22 protein-coding genes and 2 pseudogenes are annotated in these 21,672 nt (G+C 45.6%); 19 read left to right on the top strand and 5 right to left on the bottom strand.

Annotation, left to right across the window (positions count from 1 at the left end; all coding sequences use genetic code 11):
- Positions 1-127 precede the first annotated feature (127 nt).
- A complete protein-coding gene (locus BN1546_RS00590; RefSeq protein ID WP_090735317.1) occupies positions 128-1,324 on the top strand; it encodes a GTP-binding protein in 1,197 nt (398 codons plus the stop codon).
- Here the strand turns inward: BN1546_RS00590 and BN1546_RS00585 are convergent.
- On the bottom strand, positions 1,321-2,187 hold the full coding sequence (locus BN1546_RS00585) for a LysR family transcriptional regulator (RefSeq protein WP_090735314.1): 867 nt from the start codon (positions 2,185-2,187) through the stop codon (positions 1,321-1,323). The two genes, BN1546_RS00590 and BN1546_RS00585, sit on opposite strands and share 4 nt — an antisense overlap.
- 131 nt (positions 2,188-2,318) lie before the next feature.
- On the opposite strand from BN1546_RS00585, the gene BN1546_RS00580 reads away from it, so the two are divergent.
- The 7 genes from BN1546_RS00580 to BN1546_RS00550 all read left to right on the top strand — a co-directional run bounded on the left by BN1546_RS00580 (position 2,319) and on the right by BN1546_RS00550 (position 7,535).
- A complete protein-coding gene (locus tag BN1546_RS00580) occupies positions 2,319-2,648 on the top strand; it encodes an antibiotic biosynthesis monooxygenase family protein (protein ID WP_013370888.1) in 330 nt (109 codons plus the stop codon).
- A 79-nt stretch (positions 2,649-2,727) separates the two neighbouring features.
- Positions 2,728-3,747, top strand: coding sequence for an ATP-binding cassette domain-containing protein (locus BN1546_RS00575; protein ID WP_090735311.1), 1,020 nt, complete (start codon positions 2,728-2,730; stop codon positions 3,745-3,747).
- 14 nt (positions 3,748-3,761) lie between these two features.
- Positions 3,762-4,559, top strand: coding sequence for an ABC transporter permease (locus BN1546_RS00570; protein WP_085978641.1), 798 nt, complete (start codon positions 3,762-3,764; stop codon positions 4,557-4,559).
- A gap of 65 nt (positions 4,560-4,624) precedes the next feature.
- Positions 4,625-5,299 carry a response regulator transcription factor gene (locus BN1546_RS00565; protein WP_090735309.1) on the top strand — a complete coding sequence of 225 codons (675 nt, stop codon included), beginning with the start codon at positions 4,625-4,627 and terminating at the stop codon, positions 5,297-5,299.
- Positions 5,296-6,420, top strand: coding sequence for a sensor histidine kinase (locus BN1546_RS00560; RefSeq protein ID WP_090735306.1), 1,125 nt, complete (start codon positions 5,296-5,298; stop codon positions 6,418-6,420). Before BN1546_RS00565 ends, BN1546_RS00560 begins: the two co-directional genes overlap by 4 nt.
- On the top strand, positions 6,392-6,598 hold the full coding sequence (locus tag BN1546_RS00555; RefSeq protein ID WP_090735303.1) for a hypothetical protein: 207 nt from the start codon (positions 6,392-6,394) through the stop codon (positions 6,596-6,598). Before BN1546_RS00560 ends, BN1546_RS00555 begins: the two co-directional genes overlap by 29 nt.
- A gap of 364 nt (positions 6,599-6,962) precedes the next feature.
- A complete protein-coding gene (locus BN1546_RS00550; RefSeq protein WP_013370893.1) occupies positions 6,963-7,535 on the top strand; it encodes a DinB family protein in 573 nt (190 codons plus the stop codon).
- Positions 7,536-7,813: 278 nt separating this feature from the next.
- Here BN1546_RS00550 and BN1546_RS00545 read toward each other — a convergent pair whose 3' ends face one another.
- A complete protein-coding gene (locus BN1546_RS00545; protein WP_025679071.1) occupies positions 7,814-8,683 on the bottom strand; it encodes a DUF421 domain-containing protein in 870 nt (289 codons plus the stop codon).
- Between the two features lie 272 nt (positions 8,684-8,955).
- Between BN1546_RS00545 and BN1546_RS00540 the strand changes: the two genes are divergently transcribed.
- From BN1546_RS00540 to BN1546_RS00495, 10 genes and pseudogenes are all read left to right on the top strand, one after another.
- A complete protein-coding gene (locus tag BN1546_RS00540; protein WP_013370895.1) occupies positions 8,956-9,225 on the top strand; it encodes a glutaredoxin family protein in 270 nt (89 codons plus the stop codon).
- Between the two features lie 29 nt (positions 9,226-9,254).
- Entirely contained in the window at positions 9,255-10,595 is a 1,341-nt protein-coding gene (locus tag BN1546_RS00535; RefSeq protein ID WP_090735301.1) for an LLM class flavin-dependent oxidoreductase, read from the top strand.
- Between the two features lie 16 nt (positions 10,596-10,611).
- Entirely contained in the window at positions 10,612-11,142 is a 531-nt protein-coding gene (gene ssuE / locus BN1546_RS00530) for an NADPH-dependent FMN reductase (RefSeq protein ID WP_013370897.1), read from the top strand.
- A 107-nt stretch (positions 11,143-11,249) separates the two neighbouring features.
- A pseudogene (locus tag BN1546_RS00525) lies at positions 11,250-12,141 on the top strand (LysR family transcriptional regulator).
- Between the two features lie 160 nt (positions 12,142-12,301).
- The gene (locus BN1546_RS00520) at positions 12,302-13,153 is read left to right on the top strand and encodes a transporter substrate-binding domain-containing protein (protein ID WP_090735298.1); all 852 of its coding nucleotides are present in this window, start codon (positions 12,302-12,304) and stop codon (positions 13,151-13,153) included.
- Between the two features lie 76 nt (positions 13,154-13,229).
- Complete coding sequence (locus tag BN1546_RS00515) at positions 13,230-14,009, top strand: amino acid ABC transporter permease (RefSeq protein ID WP_019687081.1); 780 nt, start codon at positions 13,230-13,232, stop codon at positions 14,007-14,009.
- The gene (locus BN1546_RS00510) at positions 14,006-14,716 is read left to right on the top strand and encodes an amino acid ABC transporter permease (protein WP_040101475.1); all 711 of its coding nucleotides are present in this window, start codon (positions 14,006-14,008) and stop codon (positions 14,714-14,716) included. The genes BN1546_RS00515 and BN1546_RS00510 overlap by 4 nt, the downstream gene beginning before the upstream one ends.
- The gene (locus BN1546_RS00505) at positions 14,713-15,465 is read left to right on the top strand and encodes an amino acid ABC transporter ATP-binding protein (protein ID WP_090735295.1); all 753 of its coding nucleotides are present in this window, start codon (positions 14,713-14,715) and stop codon (positions 15,463-15,465) included. Before BN1546_RS00510 ends, BN1546_RS00505 begins: the two co-directional genes overlap by 4 nt.
- 15 nt (positions 15,466-15,480) lie before the next feature.
- Positions 15,481-16,497, top strand: a complete 1,017-nt coding sequence (locus BN1546_RS00500; RefSeq protein ID WP_090735293.1) for an LLM class flavin-dependent oxidoreductase — start codon at positions 15,481-15,483, stop codon at positions 16,495-16,497.
- A gap of 56 nt (positions 16,498-16,553) precedes the next feature.
- Entirely contained in the window at positions 16,554-17,711 is a 1,158-nt protein-coding gene (locus tag BN1546_RS00495) for an amidohydrolase (protein ID WP_090735290.1), read from the top strand.
- A 137-nt stretch (positions 17,712-17,848) separates the two neighbouring features.
- Here the strand turns inward: BN1546_RS00495 and BN1546_RS00490 are convergent.
- From BN1546_RS00490 to BN1546_RS00485, 3 genes and pseudogenes are all read right to left on the bottom strand, one after another.
- Positions 17,849-19,209, bottom strand: a pseudogene (locus BN1546_RS00490) (IS1182 family transposase).
- Between the two features lie 259 nt (positions 19,210-19,468).
- Positions 19,469-19,657: a hypothetical protein gene (locus BN1546_RS26990; RefSeq protein WP_141651577.1), complete on the bottom strand. Its 189-nt coding sequence runs from the start codon at positions 19,655-19,657 to the stop codon at positions 19,469-19,471.
- Positions 19,658-19,741: 84 nt separating this feature from the next.
- Entirely contained in the window at positions 19,742-20,368 is a 627-nt protein-coding gene (locus BN1546_RS00485) for an undecaprenyl-diphosphatase (RefSeq protein ID WP_090735287.1), read from the bottom strand.
- Between the two features lie 354 nt (positions 20,369-20,722).
- On the opposite strand from BN1546_RS00485, the gene BN1546_RS00480 reads away from it, so the two are divergent.
- The gene (locus BN1546_RS00480) at positions 20,723-21,658 is read left to right on the top strand and encodes a dockerin (protein ID WP_090739114.1); all 936 of its coding nucleotides are present in this window, start codon (positions 20,723-20,725) and stop codon (positions 21,656-21,658) included.
- The last annotated feature ends 14 nt before the right edge of the window (positions 21,659-21,672 follow it).

The following is a 21,672-nucleotide window of genomic DNA, read 5'->3' as shown; positions in this document are numbered from 1 at the left end:
TCATTTCAAGAGTTTCTTTACAGTTGACAAAGCAAAAGGAATACTGTATATTTCTGAATGCTGATTTAATAGTAATAATTACGATTAAATATATCGATAAACCAATATTAAAGGGAGTGCACCAGCAATGAATAAGAAACCAATCCCGGTAACCGTGTTGAGCGGGTATTTGGGTGCAGGAAAAACGACGATTTTGAATCATGTTTTAAACAATCGAGACGGAATGAAAGTAGCAGTCATTGTCAATGACATGAGTGAAGTAAATATAGATGCCGAGCTGGTTAAAAAAGAGGGCGGCTTGTCCAGAACAGAAGAAAAACTGGTCGAGTTGTCTAATGGTTGTATTTGCTGTACATTACGTGAAGATTTATTGCTTGAGGTCAAGAAGCTAGCGGAACAAGGCGAGTTTGATTATATATTAATTGAATCTACGGGCATCAGTGAACCCGTCCCCATCGCTCAAACCTTTACCTACGCCGATGAAGGAACGGGCATTAATTTAGCTTCGCTGGCAAAACTGGATTGTATGGTGACTGTAGTGGATGCGAACCGTTTCTGGCATGACTTTGAATCAGGAGAAACGCTGCTGGATCGTAAGCAGGCTACTGGAGAAGATGACACACGTGATATCTCGGACTTGCTAATTGACCAGATTGAAACTTGTGACGTATTGATTCTGAATAAGTGCGATCTGGTTCAGCCCGCAGAGCTGGACAAGCTGGAGGGTGTGCTGCGGAGATTGCAACCTGAAGCCCGAATCATTCGCACTTCCAAGGGAAAGGTCGCGCCTTCGGACATTTTAAATACCGGGCTGTTCAACTTTGACAAAGCTAGTCAATCCGCTGGATGGATTCGCGAGCTGGAGCTGGAAAGCCACACACCGGAGACGGACGAATATGGAATCAACTCTTTTGTTTATCGGCGTAGAAGACCGTTTCATCCTGCAAGATTGGCAGAATTTATGAGCTGCTGGCCGGAGGAAATCGTTCGCGCCAAAGGCTTGGTCTGGATTGCAGCCCCTCAGGATTGGGCGGCGAGTATCAGCCAGGCAGGGCCATCTATTCAATTTGGTCCAGCAGGAAGTTGGCTTGCGGCGTTGCCAGAAGAAGAACGGCAGGAAATCATCGCGGCCAACCCTGAGGTTCTGGATCATTGGGAGGAGCAGTGGGGCGACCGCATGAACGAAATCGTTATGATCGGTATCGGAATGAATCGGCTGAACTTGGAAGAAGAGCTAGATGAATGTCTGCTGAACGATAGCGAAATGGATATGGACTGGTCCAGCTTTGAGAATCCGTTGCCTTGGCCAACAGGAAGAAGCTAGTTGATCCATTCAGTAATAAAGTCCATACACTTTTTGGCGGCTGGAGCCATGTTCTTTAAGGAGACAGTAGCGATACCAACGGAACGGGAATATCGTCCATCCAAGGGCCGAATACAAATGTCATAAGGGTGTTGAACTAAAATCATTTCGGGAAGGATACTTACGCCCAGGCCATTTTGCACCATAGCCATAATGGCATGATCATCTTCTAATTCATATTTGATTTTCGGAACAAGCTTGTGCTGGGAAAAAATTCTCTGTACATCTGTATCACAGCCTGAAGCCGGCATAATGAAGGGTTCATTGAGAAGCTGATCCACACGTATGCTTGTCTGCTCCCGAAGCACATGATTAGACGGAAGTACGCACAGCATTCTTTCTTTTTTTAACGGTAATACTTCCAGTCCATCGAGAGTAGGCAGATTAACGAAGCCAAAATCAGCTTCTCCGCTAGCTATCCAATGCTCTATGTCATGGTAGTTCCCGTCGAGCAATTTTAGTTCAATAAGTGGGAACTGCTCGTTAAACTTTTGTATGATCTCAGGCAACCAATGGATGGATACACTTGAGAATGTACCTATCTTTACAGTTCCGGTTTCCAGTCCTTTGATGAGGGCGACCTCTTGATACAGCTTTTCATTCATTTGGATGATTTCTCTGAAATGCTTCATCAGACGTTCTCCGTTGCTGGTCAATAGGATGCCTGAACGTCCTCTAATCAAAAGAGTTAGGCCCAATTCATACTCCAAAGCAGAAACGGCATGGCTAATAGCGGATTGTGTAAGATTGAGAAGTGCTCCTGCTTTGGTAAAGCTTCCTGCTTCTATTACGCTAAGAAATACCTTATATTTAAACAAATTCATGTGTCCTCCAACTTAGAATGAAATATATTCATACATAGTATCATATATATTCATTTTTTTTATCTCAGCTTTGTAGTTATAATCGAACTTGAGAAAAATGCCGATTAACCATTCATTTCTGGGAGGTACCTATGAGTTCAATTGCAAAAACACCACAGCCCCCTTATTATGCAGCTATTTTTACTTCTGAACGTACGGAAGGGGATGGCGGATACGGAAAGATGGGGGACAAAATGGTAGAACTGGCTGCCAAGCAGCCTGGATTTCTAGGTGTGGAAAGTGTTCGTGACCAAAACGGAGTGGGCATCACCGTGTCCTATTGGGAGTCCTTGGACGCTATAAAACATTGGAAGGATAACGAGCTACACAAGCTAGCACAGGAGAAAGGGAAATCTGATTGGTATAAAGCATTCGGTTTAAGAGTGAGCAAGGTAGAACGAGATTATTTTTTTACAGTGTAAATAATTAAGTAAAAGGTCTGTTCATATTCAGTTCATAAAAGTGGATTATTCTCTCTATAGAAATCGTTGTAGGGAGGAAATGAAAGTGGATTATACAGACAAAAAAGAAACCCTGGCCATTGAAGCAAGAGGACTAGTTAAAACTTTTGGTGATAAGTATGCGGTACATGGTGTCGATCTAAATGTGCGTGCCGGCACGATCTACGGAGTGCTTGGTCCCAATGGGGCAGGTAAGACGACGACCATCCGAATGCTGTCAACGTTATTGCGACCTGATGGGGGATCGGCGCGTATTTTTGGACACGATGCAGTAAAGGAACCGCAGGTTGTTCGTCAATTAATTGGCGTAACGGGTCAGTACGCATCGGTCGATGAGTCGCTTAGTGCTACCGAGAATCTGATTATTTTCTCCAGGCTGCTCGGACTGGAACGTGCTGAGGCACGTCATAAGGCAGCGGAGCTGCTAGAGGAATTTGGATTGTCTGAAGCAGCCAAGCGACCGTTAAAGCATTTCTCCGGAGGCATGCGCCGCCGACTGGATTTGGCCGCAAGTCTTATTGCCAAGCCGCCACTAATCTTTCTGGATGAGCCGACTATCGGACTGGACCCGCGCACGCGTGTTCAGATGTGGGACACGATCCGGCGTCTGGTGAAGACGGGTTCCACCGTATTGCTCACGACCCAGTATCTCGATGAGGCGGATCAGCTTGCTGATCGAATTGCGGTGATCGATCATGGTCGGGTAGTCGCCGAGGGGACGGTAGATGAACTGAAAGCGGCAGTGGGGTCGTCAACTCTGCAACTCAGAGTGCAAAATCAACAGGATATCGGAAGGGCTGCTCGAATCGTTGAACAAGTGCTTTCAGTCAAGTCCAGCGTGTCGGTGGAGGCTGGAAAAATTATTTCTCCGATGGCTAATGCCGATCGGGTGACGGACCTGCTGATTGCTCTCCGTGCCGGAGAAATTCACCTGGCAGAGATGAGTGTGCAAAAGCCAACGCTTGACCAGGTGTTTCTGTCCATCACTGGCCAAGGCGTACAAGTAAATGAGCAGCAGACGGCCCATGAAGCACCTGCCGTAGAGGGGGTGAGAGCATGAAAAACGCTACTGCTATGACAGCTTCTCATCGCACCTTGAAAAAGTCTGTGAGTTTCAAACAGGCGTTCGCCAACTCCATGACGATGGCCTACCGGGGCATTCTGAAGATCAGGCATACTCCTGAGCAGTTGTTTGATGTCACGCTCCAGCCGATTATTTTTACTCTTATGTTTACCTATATCTTTGGCGGGGCTATCTCAGGAGACGTGCAGCATTATCTACCGGTCATCATTCCAGGCATCCTCGTCCAAACAGTCATCTCGACCTCCGTCGTTACCGGTGTGCAACTGCGGGAGGATATGGACAAGGGAGTGTTCGACAGGTTCAAGTCACTTCCGATCGCACGTATTGCCCCTTTGGCTGGAGCTCTGCTGGCCGACAGTCTTCGTTATACTATTGCGACTGTACTTACCTTTGCCATGGGGTATATTTTGGGGTATCAACCAGAGGGAGGACTGCTGAGTGTTGCGATCGCTGCACTTCTGGTCATCGTGTGTTCCTGGGCGGTCAGCTGGATATTCGCCTTCTTTGGCGTGATTGCCCGCACGGCCTCAAGTGTACAGGGTATCTCCATGATTGTTCTGTTTCCACTTACCTTTATTTCCAACGCATTTGTGCCTGTAGATACTATGCCTGGCTGGCTACAGTGGTTTGTGAACGTCAACCCGATTTCACATCTTGTGAACGCGGTTAGAGAGCTTGCGAATACGGGGATGATTGGCGGAGAACTGGCGATCTCTTTGCTTGGGGCGGCAGTTATTGTGGCGATCTTCGCCCCGCTTACAGTTCGTGCTTATATGCGTAAAGCATAGGAAGGGGAACTCTTGACGAGGATGAGAGATTCAAGGCAGAGTTAGTCTGTAGTTAGGGGGTTAAAATGACACGTGTATTAGTGGTTGATGATGACCCGCATATTCGTGAACTCGTCGGACACTTTCTGAGACTGGAAGGTCTGGAAGTCGTCGAGGCGGTGGATGGTTTGGACGCTATGCGCTTGTTTGATGAAACTAAGGTCGATTTGCTTGTCCTCGATATCATGATGCCAGGGATGGATGGCTGGGAGCTGTGCCGTAAGCTGCGCGAGCAGACCGACCTGCCGCTGCTGATGCTTACTGCCAAAGGCGAGACGTCACAGATTGTAAAAGGCTTCGCGCTTGGAACGGACGATTATCTTGTTAAGCCCTTCGATCCTATGGTGCTTGTTGCACGCGTAAAGGCTTTACTAAAACGCTATCGGATCATGGCTTCAAAATCGGTGACTGTCGGAGATCTTGTCCTGCGCAGCGATACATTTGAGTGTCAGGCTGGAGAGCAGGGAATTACCCTGCCACGCAAGGAATTTGAACTGCTCTTCAAGCTGGCCAGCTATCCTGGCAAAACCTTTACACGCGACCATTTGATCGAACAGATCTGGGGTTATGATTACGAGGGAGACGAAAGAACGGTTGATGTGCATATCAAGCGCCTTCGGGAACGATTTCCGGAGACAACCCAATCCTTTGCGATCCGTACGATCCGGGGATTGGGGTATCGGCTGGAGATAAGGCAATGAAGCGGGAACCGGGGTTCCTTCGTATCCTTGCAAGATTCATGCTCGTGTTATTGGTGCTGTATCTTAGCTGGACTGCTGCGTATTTTATTACGGCGGTGATCTATTCACGCTTGTCATGGACTCCGCATGAATTGTTCGTCTATCTTATTAATGCGACACTTGGCTTTTTCTTTTTCGGTATAATTAGTATGACTGTGAGGCGCTTTATCCAGCCTAGAGAACAGCATTTTTTTACCGAAATGATCGATGCTTTAAAGCGAATTTCAGAAGGGGATTTTCACATAAATTTGGGATGGAACTTTGGCACGAGAAACGGAAACCATGATAGGACACATCCTTATGTACAGCTGGTGGACAGCATTAATGATATGGCGGCAAATCTGAAGGTCATGGAAGAACTGCGGGAGGCGTTTATTTCAAACGTATCCCATGAAATTGGCTCGCCCCTGACCTCAATCATTGGTTTTGCTAAGGCGCTCAAGGACGATAATCTGGATCGGGAGCAGCGGGACCGATATTTGACGATTATTGAGACAGAGTGTATTCGTCTATCCAAGCTAAGCGATAATCTGATGAAGCTGGCGGTGCTGGATTCGGAGCGGCATCCGTTTCATCCGTCCTCTTATCGGCTGAACAAGCAACTGATCTCGCTTATCCTCGCCTGCGAACCGCAATGGGAGGCTAAACAAATTGACATGATTGTGGACACCCATAACGTTCAGGTCAACGCGGACGAGGATCTAATGGGCCAGGTGTGGGTGAATCTCCTTCACAATGCTATTAAATTCACCCCACAAGGTGGAAGCATATCTGTTTCTCTTTCAAGTAATGGTAATCAGGCAGTTGTCTGCATTACTGATACAGGACCGGGTATCAATGAACAGGATCAACAGCGCATTTTCGAACGATTTTATAAAGCAGACAAGTCACGAACCCGAACCGCAGGAGGTAGCGGCTTGGGACTTTCCATCGCCCATAAAATAACGGAGATGCATAGCGGCTCTATTTCTGTGTCCAGCAAGGTGGGGGAAGGAACGGCGTTTACAGTATTGCTGCCTCTGCAAGAGGAAACAGTAAAGGGGAACAGCAACCATGAAAGGAGCGGAAATAGTGGTGATTAACCGGGCTATTGCTGACACTGGTTATGCAAGCGTTGATATAGGTTCGACACAGGCGAAAGAAGTTCATCATGATTTATACAATGGTGGGCTTAGACTACAAGCGCTCGGTACAATTACCTACAGCATGGCTGGTACTACTAAACAACAGCTTACGAGTTCATTTGGGAGAATGATTTAAGAAGAAATATGGGACTCCTTACCTTGTTGGGTCATATTAATCTGTAAAAAAATCAAGAAGACGTTTCTGGTACATCTGGAAACGTCTTCTTGATTTTTCATTTTCCAAATCCATTGGCTAAGTGTATGACGTTTAGGAAAGAGTCAGATGTTAGCGAATAATAATGTTTTAGACTAAACAATAAAGAACTAGACTGAGATCAATAAAGTTATAGACTGGCGCACTGGCGACGGCGGCCGGTGCAATTAGAAAATATAGTTTTAGACTGGAAAATAAAGTATAAAAGATATAAGCTACAAATATGCTTTATTCTTGAGCCCTCTCATATGATGAGAGTAATTCAGTATTCGAGGAGATGATCTTGATGAACAAGAACATAGGGATTAAGGATATTTTGGTAAGGTTCGACGAGATTTCGAAGCATTATGTTCGGGAGCTGGACAAGTATAGTCTGGCGGAACTGTGTCGCAAGCCAAGCGAGAACGAATGGTCGCTTGGGCAAATGTACCTGCATCTGCCCCATTCCACGCTGAACTTGCAGCTCCGTCTTGCGGAGCAGTGCATGGCGCTCGGTGGCGGCAGCGAGGAGGGCGGCGGGAAGACGGAGGCCGGTCATGCCGTGTTTGAGCAAGGGAGCTTCCCACCGGTTCGCATTCAGGTACCTGCCGACTTGCAACATACGCCTCCTCAGCCAGAGAGCAAGGAGCAGCTTGTCGCCAAGCTGGAGGAAGCAAGGCGCCGCATGCATGAGATTGGGGCGTCGCTACAGAACATAGACCCAGAGCGGCTGCAGCGAAAGGCGACTCATCCGGCCGTAGCCTTCGGCGCGTTAAACGCGGTCGAATGGTTCACGATGGTGGAGATGCATTACCGTCATCATCTTCTTCAAAAGGAGCGGCTGGACGCTTTCTTACAAACTGCAGAGTTATTAGACTAACGGGACACGAAAGTTGAATGTTGACCACAACAGCGGCCAGTCTAGGATTTTATTTTCGCGTCCTTATCTGCCGCTGTTGCATTTGTCGGTCAGTCTAAAACATATTTCTCAAAAGATGACGACCTTTGAAGTGGACAATCGCGTAAAATCAGCAACTCCAGTCTACAACTTTATTTTCTTCGAACATCAGAGCCTTTACGTCGCTATGTTTGTTTCAGCAAATTTGATAGAAAGCAGGGGTGTTTCTGGAGTTTATTCTTACGGGCCATTCGTATGTTTCAGGAATTAGATGTATTTATCGGTTTCATCTCTTGAATAGCTTCTTTCAAACTTTGTGAGCATTGCTCGTATAGCTGTTTTCTTTGCTGCTCACTGGAACCAGATGCTAGCTTTTGCAGTTCTGTAGTGCATTGTTCCAAAAGAGTCAGTACAGCTTGATTAGAGTCTTGTACCTTGGACTGTTGTACATTATCACTATATTGGTCAATATATAGTTCTCCTTGGGTGTCCACCTGGGCAAAAAACACATCTTTGACCGTCAAACTCTTTTCCTTTAGCTTGGCATCCAGCCATTGCTGAGTAATCCCCATATATGCCATTTGTTGTTCCATGAGTTGTCCGTCCATAATGACAGCTGTGGGTTCCTTCTCCGGTAATTGCAGCATATTCAGATCCTTAAGCGTCACAGGCTGCTTGTCTTTGGTTAACAGCACATTGACTTCGCCACTAGTTTCCATAAGAGCAAATTCTACATCAGCTACTTTGAACACATTCTTACTTCGTAGCTGCTCCATCAATTCATCTAGGGTAAGTCGTTCCTTTCTCAGATTATCCTCTAAAATTTTGCCGTCTTTGATTAGAACTGTCGTCTTTCCATCTGATAAATCCCTGACTTTCTTGCTTTTAATTTGCAAAAATTCAATGCAAAGTGTTGTCAGTACCCATACGGCTAACGATACGGTACCCAAGTACCAGGAGGATTCGCGTTCCAAAGGTATAGAAGCAGCCAAGTTACCGATGGTGATTCCGGTTATATATTCGAACAAGGAAAGCTGTGATACCTGACGTTTTCCGAGAATCTTGGTAATCACAAAAAGAATAACGATGGCTAATAACGTACGTAAAGCTACAATGGTCCATTCCTGCATTTGTTCAACCTCATTTCATTTCGCCACAAGGGCGCTACTATTCCAAGGATGTCCGCGCCAAGTCCCATTTAAACTCCAATTTATCTAAATTTAAATATACAGGCTGTCACCAAACCGATTAAATACAATATAAAATTAAAATTTTCTATCGTTCAATTACCATTGTCTATTACACAAGCGATTGACGGAAAAGAGGGAGCAGGATACATTATAGATATAATTCTTATTTAATTCATCGGGATTATAAACATTAAACTCACGGAGGTATGTATATGTCGTCCAAACCTAAAGTTGTAGTGTGGAGCAAAACCGGCTGTCATTTTTGTGGAGAGATCAAATCGTACCTGGAATCCCAAAATCAGCCGTATGAAAATATCCAGGTGGACGGAAATGATGCACTGCGTGATGTGTTGGAGACCAAATATGGTATTCGTTATGTTCCTGTCGTAGAGATAGGTGGAGATAACAAATATGAAGCACTTCTTAACCCGGATCTGGAAGAGCTGGGTAAAGTGCTGGAAAGTTATAATCAAGCGGTATAACAATTATATTCAAGAGAGGTGGAAGAGTCATGGCTAAGAATAGACAAATTAAATTGGGTGCGATTATTCACGGTGTTGGGGGAAGCATGACGACTTGGCGTCACCCTGATGTACCTGCGGATGCAAGTGTTAATTTTGAATTTTATAAAACGCAGGCACAAAAGGCAGAGGAAGGGAAGTTTGATCTCGTATTTATCGCAGACGGTCTGTTTATTAACGAAAAATCCATTCCTCACTTTCTGAACCGTTTTGAGCCAATTACGATTTTGTCTGCTTTGGCTGGGGTGACGAAGCATATCGGATTAGTTGGCACATTGTCGACTTCCTATAGCGAACCGTTCACGGTAGCACGCCAGTTTTCTTCCATTGATCATATTAGCGGAGGTCGTGCAGGCTGGAATGTGGTGACTTCCCCGCTGGAAGGTTCTGCTCTTAACTTTAACAAAGGTGAGCATCCATCGCATCCACAGCGCTATAAAATTGCCGATGAATATTTGCAGGTTACCAAAGGATTGTGGGACTCGTGGGAAGAGGATGCGTTCGTTCGTGATAAGGAAGCCGGCGTATTCTTTGATCCCGACAAGCTGCATACACTGAACCACAAAGGTGAGTTTTTCTCTGTGCAGGGTCCGCTAAACATTGGACGATCCAAGCAGGGACAGCCGGTTATTTTCCAGGCAGGTTCCTCAGAAGATGGCAAAAACCTGGCTGCCAAGGAAGCGGATGCCGTATTTACAGGACATGAAACATTGGAGGAAGCACAGCAGTTTTACCGTGATGTGAAGGAACGTGCAGTACGCTATGGCAGAGCGGAAGAGGATATTGTCATTTTGCCGGGCATTTCGCCGATTATTGGCAGCACGCCAGAGGAAGCGGAACGTAAGTATGAGGAGATTACCAATTTAGTAACGATTGAGGCTGCGTTAAAATATTTGGGGCGTTTCTTCGATCATCATGATTTCTCACAATATCCGCTGGATGAGCCATTCCCTGAGCTTGATGGTATTGGCAGTAATTCATTCCGCAGCGGTACAGATAAAATCAAACGAACAGCCAAGGAACAGAATTTGACGCTGCGTGAGGTTGCGTTACGTGCAGCTACGCCGAGAACCTCTTTTATCGGAACTGCTGAGCAGGTGGCAGATCGAGTGCAAGAGTGGTTTGAAAGAAAAGGGGCAGACGGATTCATTATCGGTTCCGATGTGCCAACGGGCCTGCATGATTTCGTAAATCTAGTTGTGCCTATTTTGCAGGAGCGTGGCATTTATCGTCAGGATTATGAATTTAACACACTGCGTGAAAACCTGGGCGTGCCTATTCCTGAGAATCGTTATACAGCAGCCAGATCCAAAGTGAAAGTTGACGCATAACAGAAGGAGAAATGAGATGTCCAAGGTTGTCATCCTATCGGGCAGTCCGTCTACACAATCCCGTTTATACGGTTTGATTCACTATACAACTGAGCAGTTACGAGAGGCTGGAGCGGAGGTTACATTACTGAATGTGGTCGACCTGCCAGCTGAGGATTTGATCAAAGCTAACTTTAATAGTCCCGACGTCACAGCAGCGCTTGCGTTGATTGCAGCAGCGGATGCCGTCATTGTGGCTTCGCCAGTATATAAAGCGGCCTATTCAGGGCTATTGAAAATATTTCTGGATCTGGTTCCGCAGGAGGGACTGAGAGGGAAACCTGTCTTGCCTTTATTTATCGGCGGTACACTGGCCCATCTGCTGGTTATTGACTATGCCCTAAAGCCGGTTCTGAGCGCATTGGGGGGAAGACATATTCTTGGTGGGGTGTATGCAGTGGATCAGTGGGTCGAGCGCCTGCCAGGTGGAGCATATGGGTTGTCCGAAGAGTTGATTGTACGATTGGAACGTTCTGTTAAAGAACTAAATGAGCTATTGAAGTTATAGATATTTTCAATATTTCCATTGACAGGTCGTTCAGTGAGTTTTATGATACAAAAAACCAAGTTAACTCATTGGATAAATGTATATAAAACTTACTGGGGGACTTGCGTATGAATATCGAGAATATTGAAGCCTTTGTATACGTGAATCATTATGGAAGCTTTAACAAGGCGGCAGAAGCGTTGTTCTTATCACAGCCCTCTGTCACAGCCCGGATTCAGACGCTGGAACGCGAGCTTGAGTGCAAGTTATTCGACCGCCAAAGCAAACAAACGATTCTGACGGAGGATGGACGAAAGTTCCTTCCTTATGCGGAGCAGATGCTGCAAGTGCTGCAAAAAGGGAAGCAAAAGCTTCAACAGCGCAAGAAAGCCCCTCAGCAAATTCGAATTGGCTGCACGATATCGGTGTCGAACTATATCATTCCTGAAATACTAAAGCAGCTTCGTGCTCGCTATCCGGAGGTTAACTACAAAATTGTGACCGCTACGACGGATCAACTGCTACATAAGCTGTTGAACCGTGAGGTAGACATTAGTTTTGTCCGTAAAGTGATGCATCCGGCTATTCGTACGCTTGCCTTTTATGAAGATCCGATTTCCCTGTATGTATATGAAGGCCACCCGTTTACGAAGACAGGAAAGGCCAGCATACAGGATATCCAGCGTGAAACCCTGGTTTTTTTTTGAATGCGGCTCATTAGATTGGATGAGGATTCATCGATCTTTTGAATCACTGGAGCAGCCACCGGATATTGCTTTTCAGGTAGACAATGTGGTCACGGCCAAAAAGCTGGTATTGCAAGAAGCGGGCATTGCCTTTTTGCCGGATGTCTGTGTGAACCGTGAAGTCAAGGATCAGAAGCTGTTCCGTATTCATGTTCCGGAGGTGGCTGGGGTATCTATGCAGATTAGCATAATCGCAACCAAAGAAGACTGCGCAGTGTCCTCCGATTTTGCAGATGCACTGACAGAAGGCTTCAGGGAGGCTGTTTTGTTATAGAAAAGTCCTATAGGTTGGTGGATTGACGTATTGGATTACAGGTGATAAATTAATCACATCTTAAAACCAATTAAGTTTATAGGAATTGTTAATTATTAAATGTTATAGCTACCATGTATGTCGCAAACTGCTGATATGCAAAGAGATGAGGGGGATTCATATGAAAAAGTGGTTTGCAATATTGTCTGTTATGGCAATCATTCTGGTGTTGGCAGGCTGCGGCTCCTCAGATGACACGTCTAGTGCGTCAGGTTCAAGCGGAGACGTGAAGAAAATTATTGTAGGCACAGGCACTCAATTTAAAAATGTATGCTTTATTGACGAAAACGGAAATTTAACAGGCTTTGATGTGGAGCTGATTAAGGAGCTGGACAAGCGCCTACCTCAATACGAGTTTGAATTCAAAACGATGGATTTTGGAAATTTGCTGCTCAGTCTCGATGCCGGCAAGATTGATCTGGTATCGCATCAAATGGAAAAAAACCCGGAACGCGAAGCCAAGTATCTGTTCAACAAAAATCCGTATAGCATTTTTCTAAACAGAGTAGCTGTAGCGAAGGATAATAATAGCATTCATTCCATTGATGATTTGAAAGGGAAAAAGGTACTTACCAGTCCAACCAGTAATGCGGCGTATGTGCTGAAAGAATATAACAAAACCCACGGAGATGTTCTGAATATCGTGTATACGAGTGGTGCAGCCAATGATACGGTGCAACAAATTACGAGCGGCCGTATAGATGCTACCGTTACGACAGACTTTGCGAACCGTTTTAACACCGATGAAAAAGGAGAAGTAGCTCTGAAAACCGTTGGTGATCCTTTGACTCAATCAGATGTACTGTATGTACTGAACAAAAATGAGCAAGGATTGGCGGATGACCTGGACAAAGCCATTCAGGAAGTGAAGGACGACGGTACGCTGTCGAAGCTGAGCATTAAATGGCTTGGAGAGGATTTCACGAAGTCCCTGGAGGATGTGAAAAAAGAGAGTACCAGCAGTAAGAAGTAAGGATAGACTTGGACATTTCAGCGGTCAGGGTACTTTATGTATTCTGACCGCTGATGTATAGAAAGGAGGCAGGCATATGAGCAGAGAGTTCAATATTGATTATGTTTTTAGCTTTATCCCGAAAATGCTGTCCTATTTGCACATCACCTTGTTTATTGTGGCAAGCTCGCTTGTGTTGGGACTGATCATTGGTCTGTTGGTTGCGCTGCCTCGCATGTATAACATTCCATTTCTCAAACGTGTTTCTCAGGTGTATGTTTCCTTTTTCCGTGGGACCCCGATTCTAATTCAATTGTTTCTGGTGTATTACGGCCTGCCAGAGCTACTAAAGCTGGTGGATATCAATTCCTCCAGATGGGATGTGTTGTGGTTTGCCGTAGCGACCTACGCGCTCAATAGTGGAGCCTTTATTTCCGAAATTATCAGGTCTGGCGTAGGTGCTGTAGATCGGGGACAAATCGAGGCTGCACAGTCAGTCGGCATGTCAGGCTATCAAACTTTTACACGTATCATCTTGCCGCAAGCGTTGGCTGTAGTGGTTCCGGTATTTTCCAATCTGGTCATTGGCAATCTGAAGGATACTTCGCTGGCGTTTACGATCGGTGCGATGGAGATGACAGGAAAATCGCAAACATTGGGTTCGGCTACCCAGCATTTTGTGGAAACGTATATCGCGTTGTCCCTTATCTATCTAGTGATCAGTCTAATTGTACAAAAATTATTCAAGGTGCTGGAAAATACACTTCTCCGGCATGAGCATAGAGATTCAGTACAGAAAGAGCCCGCCAAACGAAAAGGTTTTGTGGTGCGTTACCTGAGAAGTCCTCGTCTGAGTAAAGGAGGTAAAGGCATATGAGTCTGGACTTTGGATTTGTATACACCGCCTTTTTAGGATTGTTCTCCGCGTTGCCCAACACTTTAATCATTACAGTGGTTTCCGTGCTGGCAGGGTTGGTCATCGGGATTATAACGGCGTTGGCACGAATTTATAACGTTCCTGTGCTGTCCCAGATCTCTCACGGTTACGTTACTTTTATCCGAGGTACACCGATGCTGATGCATCTGCTGCTTATTTATTTCAGTTTGCCTTTGTTGATTGATGCAGGAACGAAGCATTTCGGATGGTCACTGCAATCCAAAGACGTTCCTTATATGGTATTTGCACTCATTTCGTTCTCCATTACCAGTGGCGCCTATATGTCTGAGGTCGTCCGTTCTGGAATCCAGTCGGTCAACAAGGGGCAGATTGAGGCGGCTTATGCGGTTGGTATGACGACATGGCAAGTATTAAGACGCATTGTATTTCCGCAGGCATTCGTGGTGAGTTTGCCGAACCTGACGAATTCTGTTATTGGGATGCTGCATGGTTCTACCTTGGCCTTCACCGTTTCGGTCACAGAAATACAGGCTCAGGCTGAAATTCTGGCATCCACAAACTGGAAATATTTAGAGGTGTATATTGCGGCAGCCCTGCTATTTTGGGGATTGACGGTATTGATTGAGCGAATATCCGGCTTGGTGGAGAAAAAAATCAATGTATTTAATGGAGGTCGAGCATCATGATCCGTCTGCAAAATATTACAAAGTCGTTCGGCAAACATGAAGTGCTCAAAGGCATTGATTTGACCGTGAACAAAGGCGAGGTCGTCGTTATTTTAGGACCAAGCGGTTCAGGAAAAACAACCTTGCTACGCTGCATTAATTATCTGGAAAAGCCGAATGACGGAGAAGTCAGCATTGGAGATTTTACCGTGAATTGCAAGCGACCTGCGAAGAAGGATGTTGTGGCCTTGCGTAAAAAGACGGCTATGGTCTTCCAGCAATATAATTTGTTCAAGCATAAAACCGCGCTGGAAAATGTCATGGAGGGACTTGTCGTTGTCCGCAAGTTTAAGCAGGAGGAAGCGAAAAAAATCAGTGTTGAAGTGCTGGAAAAGGTTGGCCTTGGCGAAAAACTGAATCATTATCCAAGCCAGCTATCCGGTGGGCAGCAGCAGCGTGTCGGCATAGCGCGTGCTTTGGCGCTGAACCCAGAGGTGATTTTATTCGACGAGCCGACTTCGGCGCTGGACCCTGAACTGGTGGGTGAGGTGCTGTCGGTGATCCGTAAGATTGCGAAGGAAGGCATAACCATGATTGTCGTGACACATGAAATGGGTTTTGCGCGCGATGTTTCTAACCATGTGGTATTTATGGATGGCGGTCATATTATCGAGGAAGGCACACCAGACGCCATTTTTAACCACCCCAAAGAGGAGCGTACCCAACAATTCCTGAAACGAATTACACCAGAATATAACTATTCAATTTAGACGGGAGAGGGAGACATGAGCATTAAAATCGGAGTATTGGATCAAAGCCCTATACACGAGGGTGAAACGGCGGCACAGGCCCTTCGTAACACGATTAAGCTGGCGCAGCGTGTAGAAGAATTGGGATTCACGCGCTTTTGGGTATCAGAGCATCATGATTCCGAGCAGGTTGCAGGCTCATCGCCAGAGGTACTCATTTCCCATCTGTTGGCACGCACCGAGCGTATTACAATCGGGTCTGGTGGGGTGATGCTTCAGCATTACAGCCCATATAAAGTGGCTGAAAACTTTAATGTGCTAGCCTCTCTTGCACCGGGTCGTGTAGATTTGGGCATCGGACGTGCGCCAGGCGGGTTGCCGAAATCCACACAGGCGTTACAACGCAACGTGCATGATGCACCTTCTCTCGAAGAGAAAATTGATGAAGTAAGTCGCTATATTCATAATATCCTGCCTGAAGAAGGACCGCTGGCCGGATTACAGGCGAATCCGATTCCGGAAATACCAGCAGAGATTTATGTTTTGGGTACAAGTACAGACAGTGCTGGAATTGCTGCACGTTTGGGGTTACCCTATGTTTTTTCGCAATTTATTAATAGTAGTGAGCAGGTTGCACTGGATTCATTCCGTACGTATCGGGAGTCTTTCGATTACAGTTATGGACGTGAGCCGAAGGCACTTTTTGCGCTATCGGTTATTGTGGCAAACACTTCCGAAGAAGCAGCGGAGTTGGCAGGTGAGCAGAAGCTGTACAAGATTCACCTGGCCAGTGGCAAAACGGCTACGGTGGGTGCGCTGGAAAGTGCAGAGGAATTCGGTAAGCAATCGGGTGAAGAATATACAATTGAAGTTACACAAGCACAAATTAACAAAGGAAATAAAGATGAAATCTATGCTGTGCTGACGGAAATTCAAGCGAAGTATCAAGCAGATGAGCTGATTGTAACGACAGGCATACGGGATATCGACAAGCGTGTGCGCTCATTCGAGTTGTTGCATGAAGCTTTTGCTGGGTTGCCTGTGCAGTCCTAGATACTATTGACATAAGAAAGTTGTAACCAATATGGATTCACCAAGGAGGAGTAGGGATGAGTGGATCAACCGGGACGAAGGAGCAGGTTTTGGAGCAGAAGTTGGTAGAGATTCGCCGTCATCTGCACCGTTATCCCGAGCTGTCTAACGAGGAGGTTGAAACTACCGCCTATATTCGCCGCCTGCTCGAAGAACAGAATATAACTATTCTGGATGTGCCGCTGCGTACCGGATTGGTAGCGGAAATCGGTGGACAGCAGGACGGTCCAACTGTCGCGCTTCGTGCAGATATTGATGCACTGCCCATTCAGGAGGAGACGGGATTGCCTTATGCTTCGGTGCATCCCGGCAAAATGCATGCCTGTGGGCATGATTTTCATACGGCTTCCCTGTTAGGTGCAGCCGTATTGCTGAAGCAGCGGGAGCAGAAGCTGAAGGGGACGGTTCGACTGGTGTTCCAGCCAGCCGAAGAGAAAGCCAAAGGCGCTGCCCAAGTGCTGGAAAGCGGTGCGCTGACAGGGGTACAGGCCATTTTCGGCCTGCATAACAAGCCAGATTTGCCCGTAGGCACGGTCGGCATCAAAGAAGGTCCGCTAATGGCAGCGGCAGACGGATTTTACATTGAGGTGGAGGGCCTGAGCACACATGCGGCAGTTCCGCATGCAGGAATTGACCCCATTGTGGTATCGTCACATATCATCACGGCGCTGCAATCCATTGTGAGTCGGAGCGTTAATCCGCTCGATAGCGCGGTCATCAGTGTCACGAAGCTGCACAGCGGCAATGCCTGGAACATCATTCCAGACTGCGCTCATTTGGATGGAACAATCCGCACCTTTGATGAGAATGTTCGAGCTCAGGTGGCTGAACGCTTCGAGCAGGTCGTCAAGGGCGTAGCTGATGCTTTTGGTACGAAAGCGAACATCCGCTGGATCGAGGGTCCGCCACCTGTGCTGAACGACAGTAAGTTGGCTGTGATCGCGGAGCAGGCGGCCGAAGCAGTCGGTCTGGAGGTCGTTCGCTCCATACCTTCCTCGGCAAGCGAGGACTTTGGGCTTTATCAGAAGAACATCCCCGGTGTGTTTGTCTTTGTCGGCACTGCGGGAAGCCAGGAATGGCATCATCCTTCCTTTGATTTGGACGAACGCGCACTGCCGGGAACAGCGAAGCTGCTGGCTTCACTGGCTGAATTGGCATTGAAATCCATAGAGTAGGAACCCGATCCTACTCTATGGAGCTGATCCCCTCTCTATTAAGAGGGGCTCTTCAGATTGTCGAGAAACCCTGTCCTTTTTTAAGGATCAGGGTTTCTCTGTTTTTCCCAAGTAACTAAGTACGAAAAAATGAGGGGCTACCCCCGTTTTTCCAGGCGATCCAGGTGGATAGCCATCTTCTTCATGTTCTGCACGGCTGCTGTCATCAGGGCCTGTTCCCTGATGTTTTGCAGTCCGCGCAAACGACAATAGCGAAACCCATGGAGCTCTTTGGCAACCGCGAAGCTTCGCTCAATCGTTTCTTTTCGTTTTCGGTAGAGATATTTCTCGGATCGACTCAACCGGTTGTCTCGTACCCACTCTTTGCTGTCCTCCCAGACATGGCGGGTTACCAACTTTCGGTGGTTGCGAGACCGTGTGCATTCGTTTAATAACGGACAGTTCTTGCAATGCTGTGGATCAGAAGCGTACTGCCGGTATCCCTCGCGATTAGTCGTCTTGTACGGTAATTCGTGCTTCGCCGGGCAGACATAAAGATTGCGCTGTGCATCATACGTGAACTTCCATTTTGGGAATAAGCCTTGGGTCGGGTGAAACCTTCGGTGAGCAATAACGGCAAAAATGTTTCGGCTTTGCAGCCCTTTGCAGATGGGTGAAGTCAAGTACCCCGAGTCTAGAGCAACGGCTTCTACTTTAAAACCAAATCGTTGTTGTTGACGATCCAAACGGGACAATTACGGTACAGAATCGTGGACATTTCCAGCGGTGACATGTACATCCGTAATCATATTGTATTTCAGGTCCACGGTACGGTGGTCTAAGTAGAAGAATCCTTCCGGTTTCCCATCACGAATCATATAACCGCTGTCGGGATCTGTCGTGCTCACTTTGACTTCCTTTTCCTCGATCACGTCCTCTCTAGGCTTTAGCGCTTTTTTCCATGTGCATTCCGGTCAGCCTCTACGGCAGCATTAAGTTCACTCACATAATCACGGGTGTTTTGTAAAACCTGCTCCTTTGTGTATCTATGCTTGTTCGCATTCGCTTTGACGTGGGTTGAATCGGTAACTAAGACACGTCTGCCCACCATACGGTGCTGGATAGCTTGAAGCACAATCTCATCGAAGATCTCCTGAAAAATCTCGGTGTCTTTAAAGCGAGTGCGACGATTCCAGCTAATCGTAGAATGGTCCGGCACTTTGTCGGTTAGACCTAACCCCAAAAACCAGCGGTAAGCGAGGTTGGTTTGAATTTCACGTTCAAGTTGGCGTTTGGAACGGATGCCATAAAAATAACCGAGGAAAATCATCTTAAATAACACGACAGGGTCGATAGCAGGCCGCCCATTATCAGCACAGTAAAGCGGACGAACCTTTTCGTCGATGAAAGAAAAATCGATATACTTGTCCACTTTACGGAGCAGATGATCTTGAGGGACCAACTCTTCAATTGAAACCAATTCGTAAGCCTGCTGTTTTTCTCGATTCGAACGCAACATATTTAACACCCTTCCGAACGGTTTATTTACTAATGTTATATAACATTAACGCGGTGTCGTGTTAAATTAAATTCACAAGAAAATAGCTGTCGAGACTTTCTCGACAGCCTGAAGCCGATTACTCGGCTCCAGATTGTTAGAGAAACCTACGTTTTTTCGAAAAGCTAGGTTTCTCTTTCGTTTATAGTGGTATATGACTGGGGTGGAAAAGGTATTTAACCCTTTCATCCCCTTCTATCTAGATGGAGGGCGATCTTCTTCATGTTCTGCACCGCGCGGTCATCAACGCTTGTTCCATCACGTTGTGTAGTCCCCGCAAACGGCAATAGCGAAGTACACGTCCACCAACCATTCGATGAGAAACAGATTGAAGCACGATTTCATCAAAAATATCTTGAAATACAGTTGTATCTTTGAATCGGGTGCGGCGGTTTGGGAGATTACCCAAAGCACAACCCATATAAAAATAGGTCAATCAGTAATGATTACTAGTAGACCTATTTAATACGAAGCACTTGTTTATTGAATATATCTAGAAGTTTTTTGACTTGTTTCCCCTTGTTCTTTTGAACAGAAGGAGAAGTTTGTTTTCATATTTTTCATAAATGTTTATTACGCTCTGAGTAACTCTTAGACTAGGGACTATTAAATATATAAAAGTTGCAGCAGCTAGGCTTATGAATATTCCTGTTAAAACATCTAATGGATAATGAACCCCAACCCATATACGGGAGACTCCGACTAGAACAGCTAACAATACCCATAAAATGGACCGGCCTCTCTTAAAGAGCCAGAACGAAAAACAATAGGAAAAGAATAAAATGGTATGGTCACTTGGAAAAGAATTGTCTTTTTCTTTATGTATCAGTTTATTAACGTCAGTCAATTCAACGAAAGGTTGAAAATTCGAGTGAAATAAGCCTGATACCTTTCCTATCACAAAGGCACAAATGAAAGCGATTGATGCACAAAGAATCATAACTCTATTGTCCTTATTTCTCGTAAACCAAATAAAAAGAACACTTATTGCAAGCAAAAAAACCATATATTCTGCAATAAAAATAAATGTGGGATTTAAAAAGGGATATTCTTTTCCTAAGTCATTAACCCACCTAAACAATGATATATTCACTTCTGAAATATCCAAACTCAACACCATCCAATTTCTTTTTAGTACATAGTAAAAGAAAATTAGATGTTCTACCATCGAATCAAATAACAATATTTAGAATGATATTACATTTTAGTAACATCGGTGTCACCTCTTTATTAACGCAACATGAGCGACACCAACCCCTCCAATTTGTTACTACATCTTACAATGCCGAGACTTTCTCGACAGCTTGCTGATCCCCTCTCTATTAAGAGGGGATCTTTTTGTTTGACGGTATATTATTCCAATGATAATATAAAATTGTTATTTAATTCAAAATTTAGAGTGGGTGTAGGTGAGAGAACAAACGTTGTCATTTTAAATGTGCTCGTAAAAATAACAGGTACGGAGGTTGAAAAAATGCCGAAGAAAAAAGGAATGATCATGGCTTCTTTTTTATTGGTAATGGCTGCTTCTTTACTGGTTGGCGGGGCTAATGTCGGTTTAGCAGCCTCAGATTTGGAAAGCACTTCGAATACAGAAACAATGAGTAATAGCTTGGCTGCCGCTGAACTACCTGCTAAATTTAAGCCTTCGGTAGAATGGGTTTGGAAGAATAGGGTGGTCAAAGAAGGCTCAACCAACCGTAAAAACTTGATTTTTGATCAAATTTATGCAGGCAAAGGAACACTCAATTATGTAGTTCGCTGGCAATCCTCTAAAAATATCACTCTTCAGCAGCGTAAAGATATGGCTTCCATGCTAAGTCGCCAAATAAATAACTGGAATAAGCAGTTAAAAGGATATGATGGCTGGCCGTATGATCATATTACTGTAAAAATAGTAGGTTGGGCCGTTGCAAATCCGTCGCAGATTCTTAATAAACAATCTAATGAAATCGTTTACACAGATACGATTACCGATGACTTAAGTAAAACAGACCCCAATATTCCTGCTAAACTTCCGGTTGCTCCTAATGCACTATCGAGATTTGAACATTTTATGGACCCTAACTATACTTATCCGGGTGGACTGGACAAGCGGTTTGATATGTACTTATGGGGAACGTCTAATTTTCAGGGTGGAGCCGGCGGTGACTGGGGACAACGTATGCCTGATGATTATATCCTGAACACCTTGAATTCGGATGAAGTACAGATTACAGAGCATGAGATGGGGCATGGATTTGGCTTGCCTGATTTCTACGAAGAGCACGAGCGTCCACCTGGCGGGTTCCCTATGCCTACGATTATGTGGGCTGGAAATTCTCCTAAAATAACAGAGTGGGATACCTGGATGTTGCGTTATACCTGGAGCCAGGTCAAGAAGGACACCTCTCGTTTTCCTATCCGATAAAAGATACGTAGAAT

It is taken from the genome of Paenibacillus sp. Mc5Re-14, from assembly GCF_001049835.1.
Lineage (GTDB): Bacteria > Bacillota > Bacilli > Paenibacillales > Paenibacillaceae > Paenibacillus > Paenibacillus polymyxa_C.
The sequence above is the reverse complement of the archived record's forward strand: the minus strand, read 5'-3'. Positions and strand labels throughout refer to the sequence as shown.

Bases quoted from the DNA above. Each gene is read 5' to 3' on its own strand.
- BN1546_RS00590 (WP_090735317.1), top strand. From the start codon at position 128: ATGAATAAGAAACCAATCCCGGTAACCGTGTTGAGCGGGTATTTGGGT.
- BN1546_RS00585 (WP_090735314.1), bottom strand. From the start codon at position 2,187: ATGAATTTGTTTAAATATAAGGTATTTCTTAGCGTAATAGAAGCAGGA.
- BN1546_RS00580 (WP_013370888.1), top strand. From the start codon at position 2,319: ATGAGTTCAATTGCAAAAACACCACAGCCCCCTTATTATGCAGCTATT.
- BN1546_RS00575 (WP_090735311.1), top strand. From the start codon at position 2,728: ATGAAAGTGGATTATACAGACAAAAAAGAAACCCTGGCCATTGAAGCA.
- BN1546_RS00570 (WP_085978641.1), top strand. From the start codon at position 3,762: ATGACAGCTTCTCATCGCACCTTGAAAAAGTCTGTGAGTTTCAAACAG.
- BN1546_RS00565 (WP_090735309.1), top strand. From the start codon at position 4,625: ATGACACGTGTATTAGTGGTTGATGATGACCCGCATATTCGTGAACTC.
- BN1546_RS00560 (WP_090735306.1), top strand. From the start codon at position 5,296: ATGAAGCGGGAACCGGGGTTCCTTCGTATCCTTGCAAGATTCATGCTC.
- BN1546_RS00555 (WP_090735303.1), top strand. From the start codon at position 6,392: ATGAAAGGAGCGGAAATAGTGGTGATTAACCGGGCTATTGCTGACACT.
- BN1546_RS00550 (WP_013370893.1), top strand. From the start codon at position 6,963: ATGAACAAGAACATAGGGATTAAGGATATTTTGGTAAGGTTCGACGAG.
- BN1546_RS00545 (WP_025679071.1), bottom strand. From the start codon at position 8,683: ATGCAGGAATGGACCATTGTAGCTTTACGTACGTTATTAGCCATCGTT.
- BN1546_RS00540 (WP_013370895.1), top strand. From the start codon at position 8,956: ATGTCGTCCAAACCTAAAGTTGTAGTGTGGAGCAAAACCGGCTGTCAT.
- BN1546_RS00535 (WP_090735301.1), top strand. From the start codon at position 9,255: ATGGCTAAGAATAGACAAATTAAATTGGGTGCGATTATTCACGGTGTT.
- ssuE (WP_013370897.1), top strand. From the start codon at position 10,612: ATGTCCAAGGTTGTCATCCTATCGGGCAGTCCGTCTACACAATCCCGT.
- BN1546_RS00520 (WP_090735298.1), top strand. From the start codon at position 12,302: ATGAAAAAGTGGTTTGCAATATTGTCTGTTATGGCAATCATTCTGGTG.
- BN1546_RS00515 (WP_019687081.1), top strand. From the start codon at position 13,230: ATGAGCAGAGAGTTCAATATTGATTATGTTTTTAGCTTTATCCCGAAA.
- BN1546_RS00510 (WP_040101475.1), top strand. From the start codon at position 14,006: ATGAGTCTGGACTTTGGATTTGTATACACCGCCTTTTTAGGATTGTTC.
- BN1546_RS00505 (WP_090735295.1), top strand. From the start codon at position 14,713: ATGATCCGTCTGCAAAATATTACAAAGTCGTTCGGCAAACATGAAGTG.
- BN1546_RS00500 (WP_090735293.1), top strand. From the start codon at position 15,481: ATGAGCATTAAAATCGGAGTATTGGATCAAAGCCCTATACACGAGGGT.
- BN1546_RS00495 (WP_090735290.1), top strand. From the start codon at position 16,554: ATGAGTGGATCAACCGGGACGAAGGAGCAGGTTTTGGAGCAGAAGTTG.
- BN1546_RS00485 (WP_090735287.1), bottom strand. From the start codon at position 20,368: ATGGTGTTGAGTTTGGATATTTCAGAAGTGAATATATCATTGTTTAGG.
- BN1546_RS00480 (WP_090739114.1), top strand. From the start codon at position 20,723: ATGCCGAAGAAAAAAGGAATGATCATGGCTTCTTTTTTATTGGTAATG.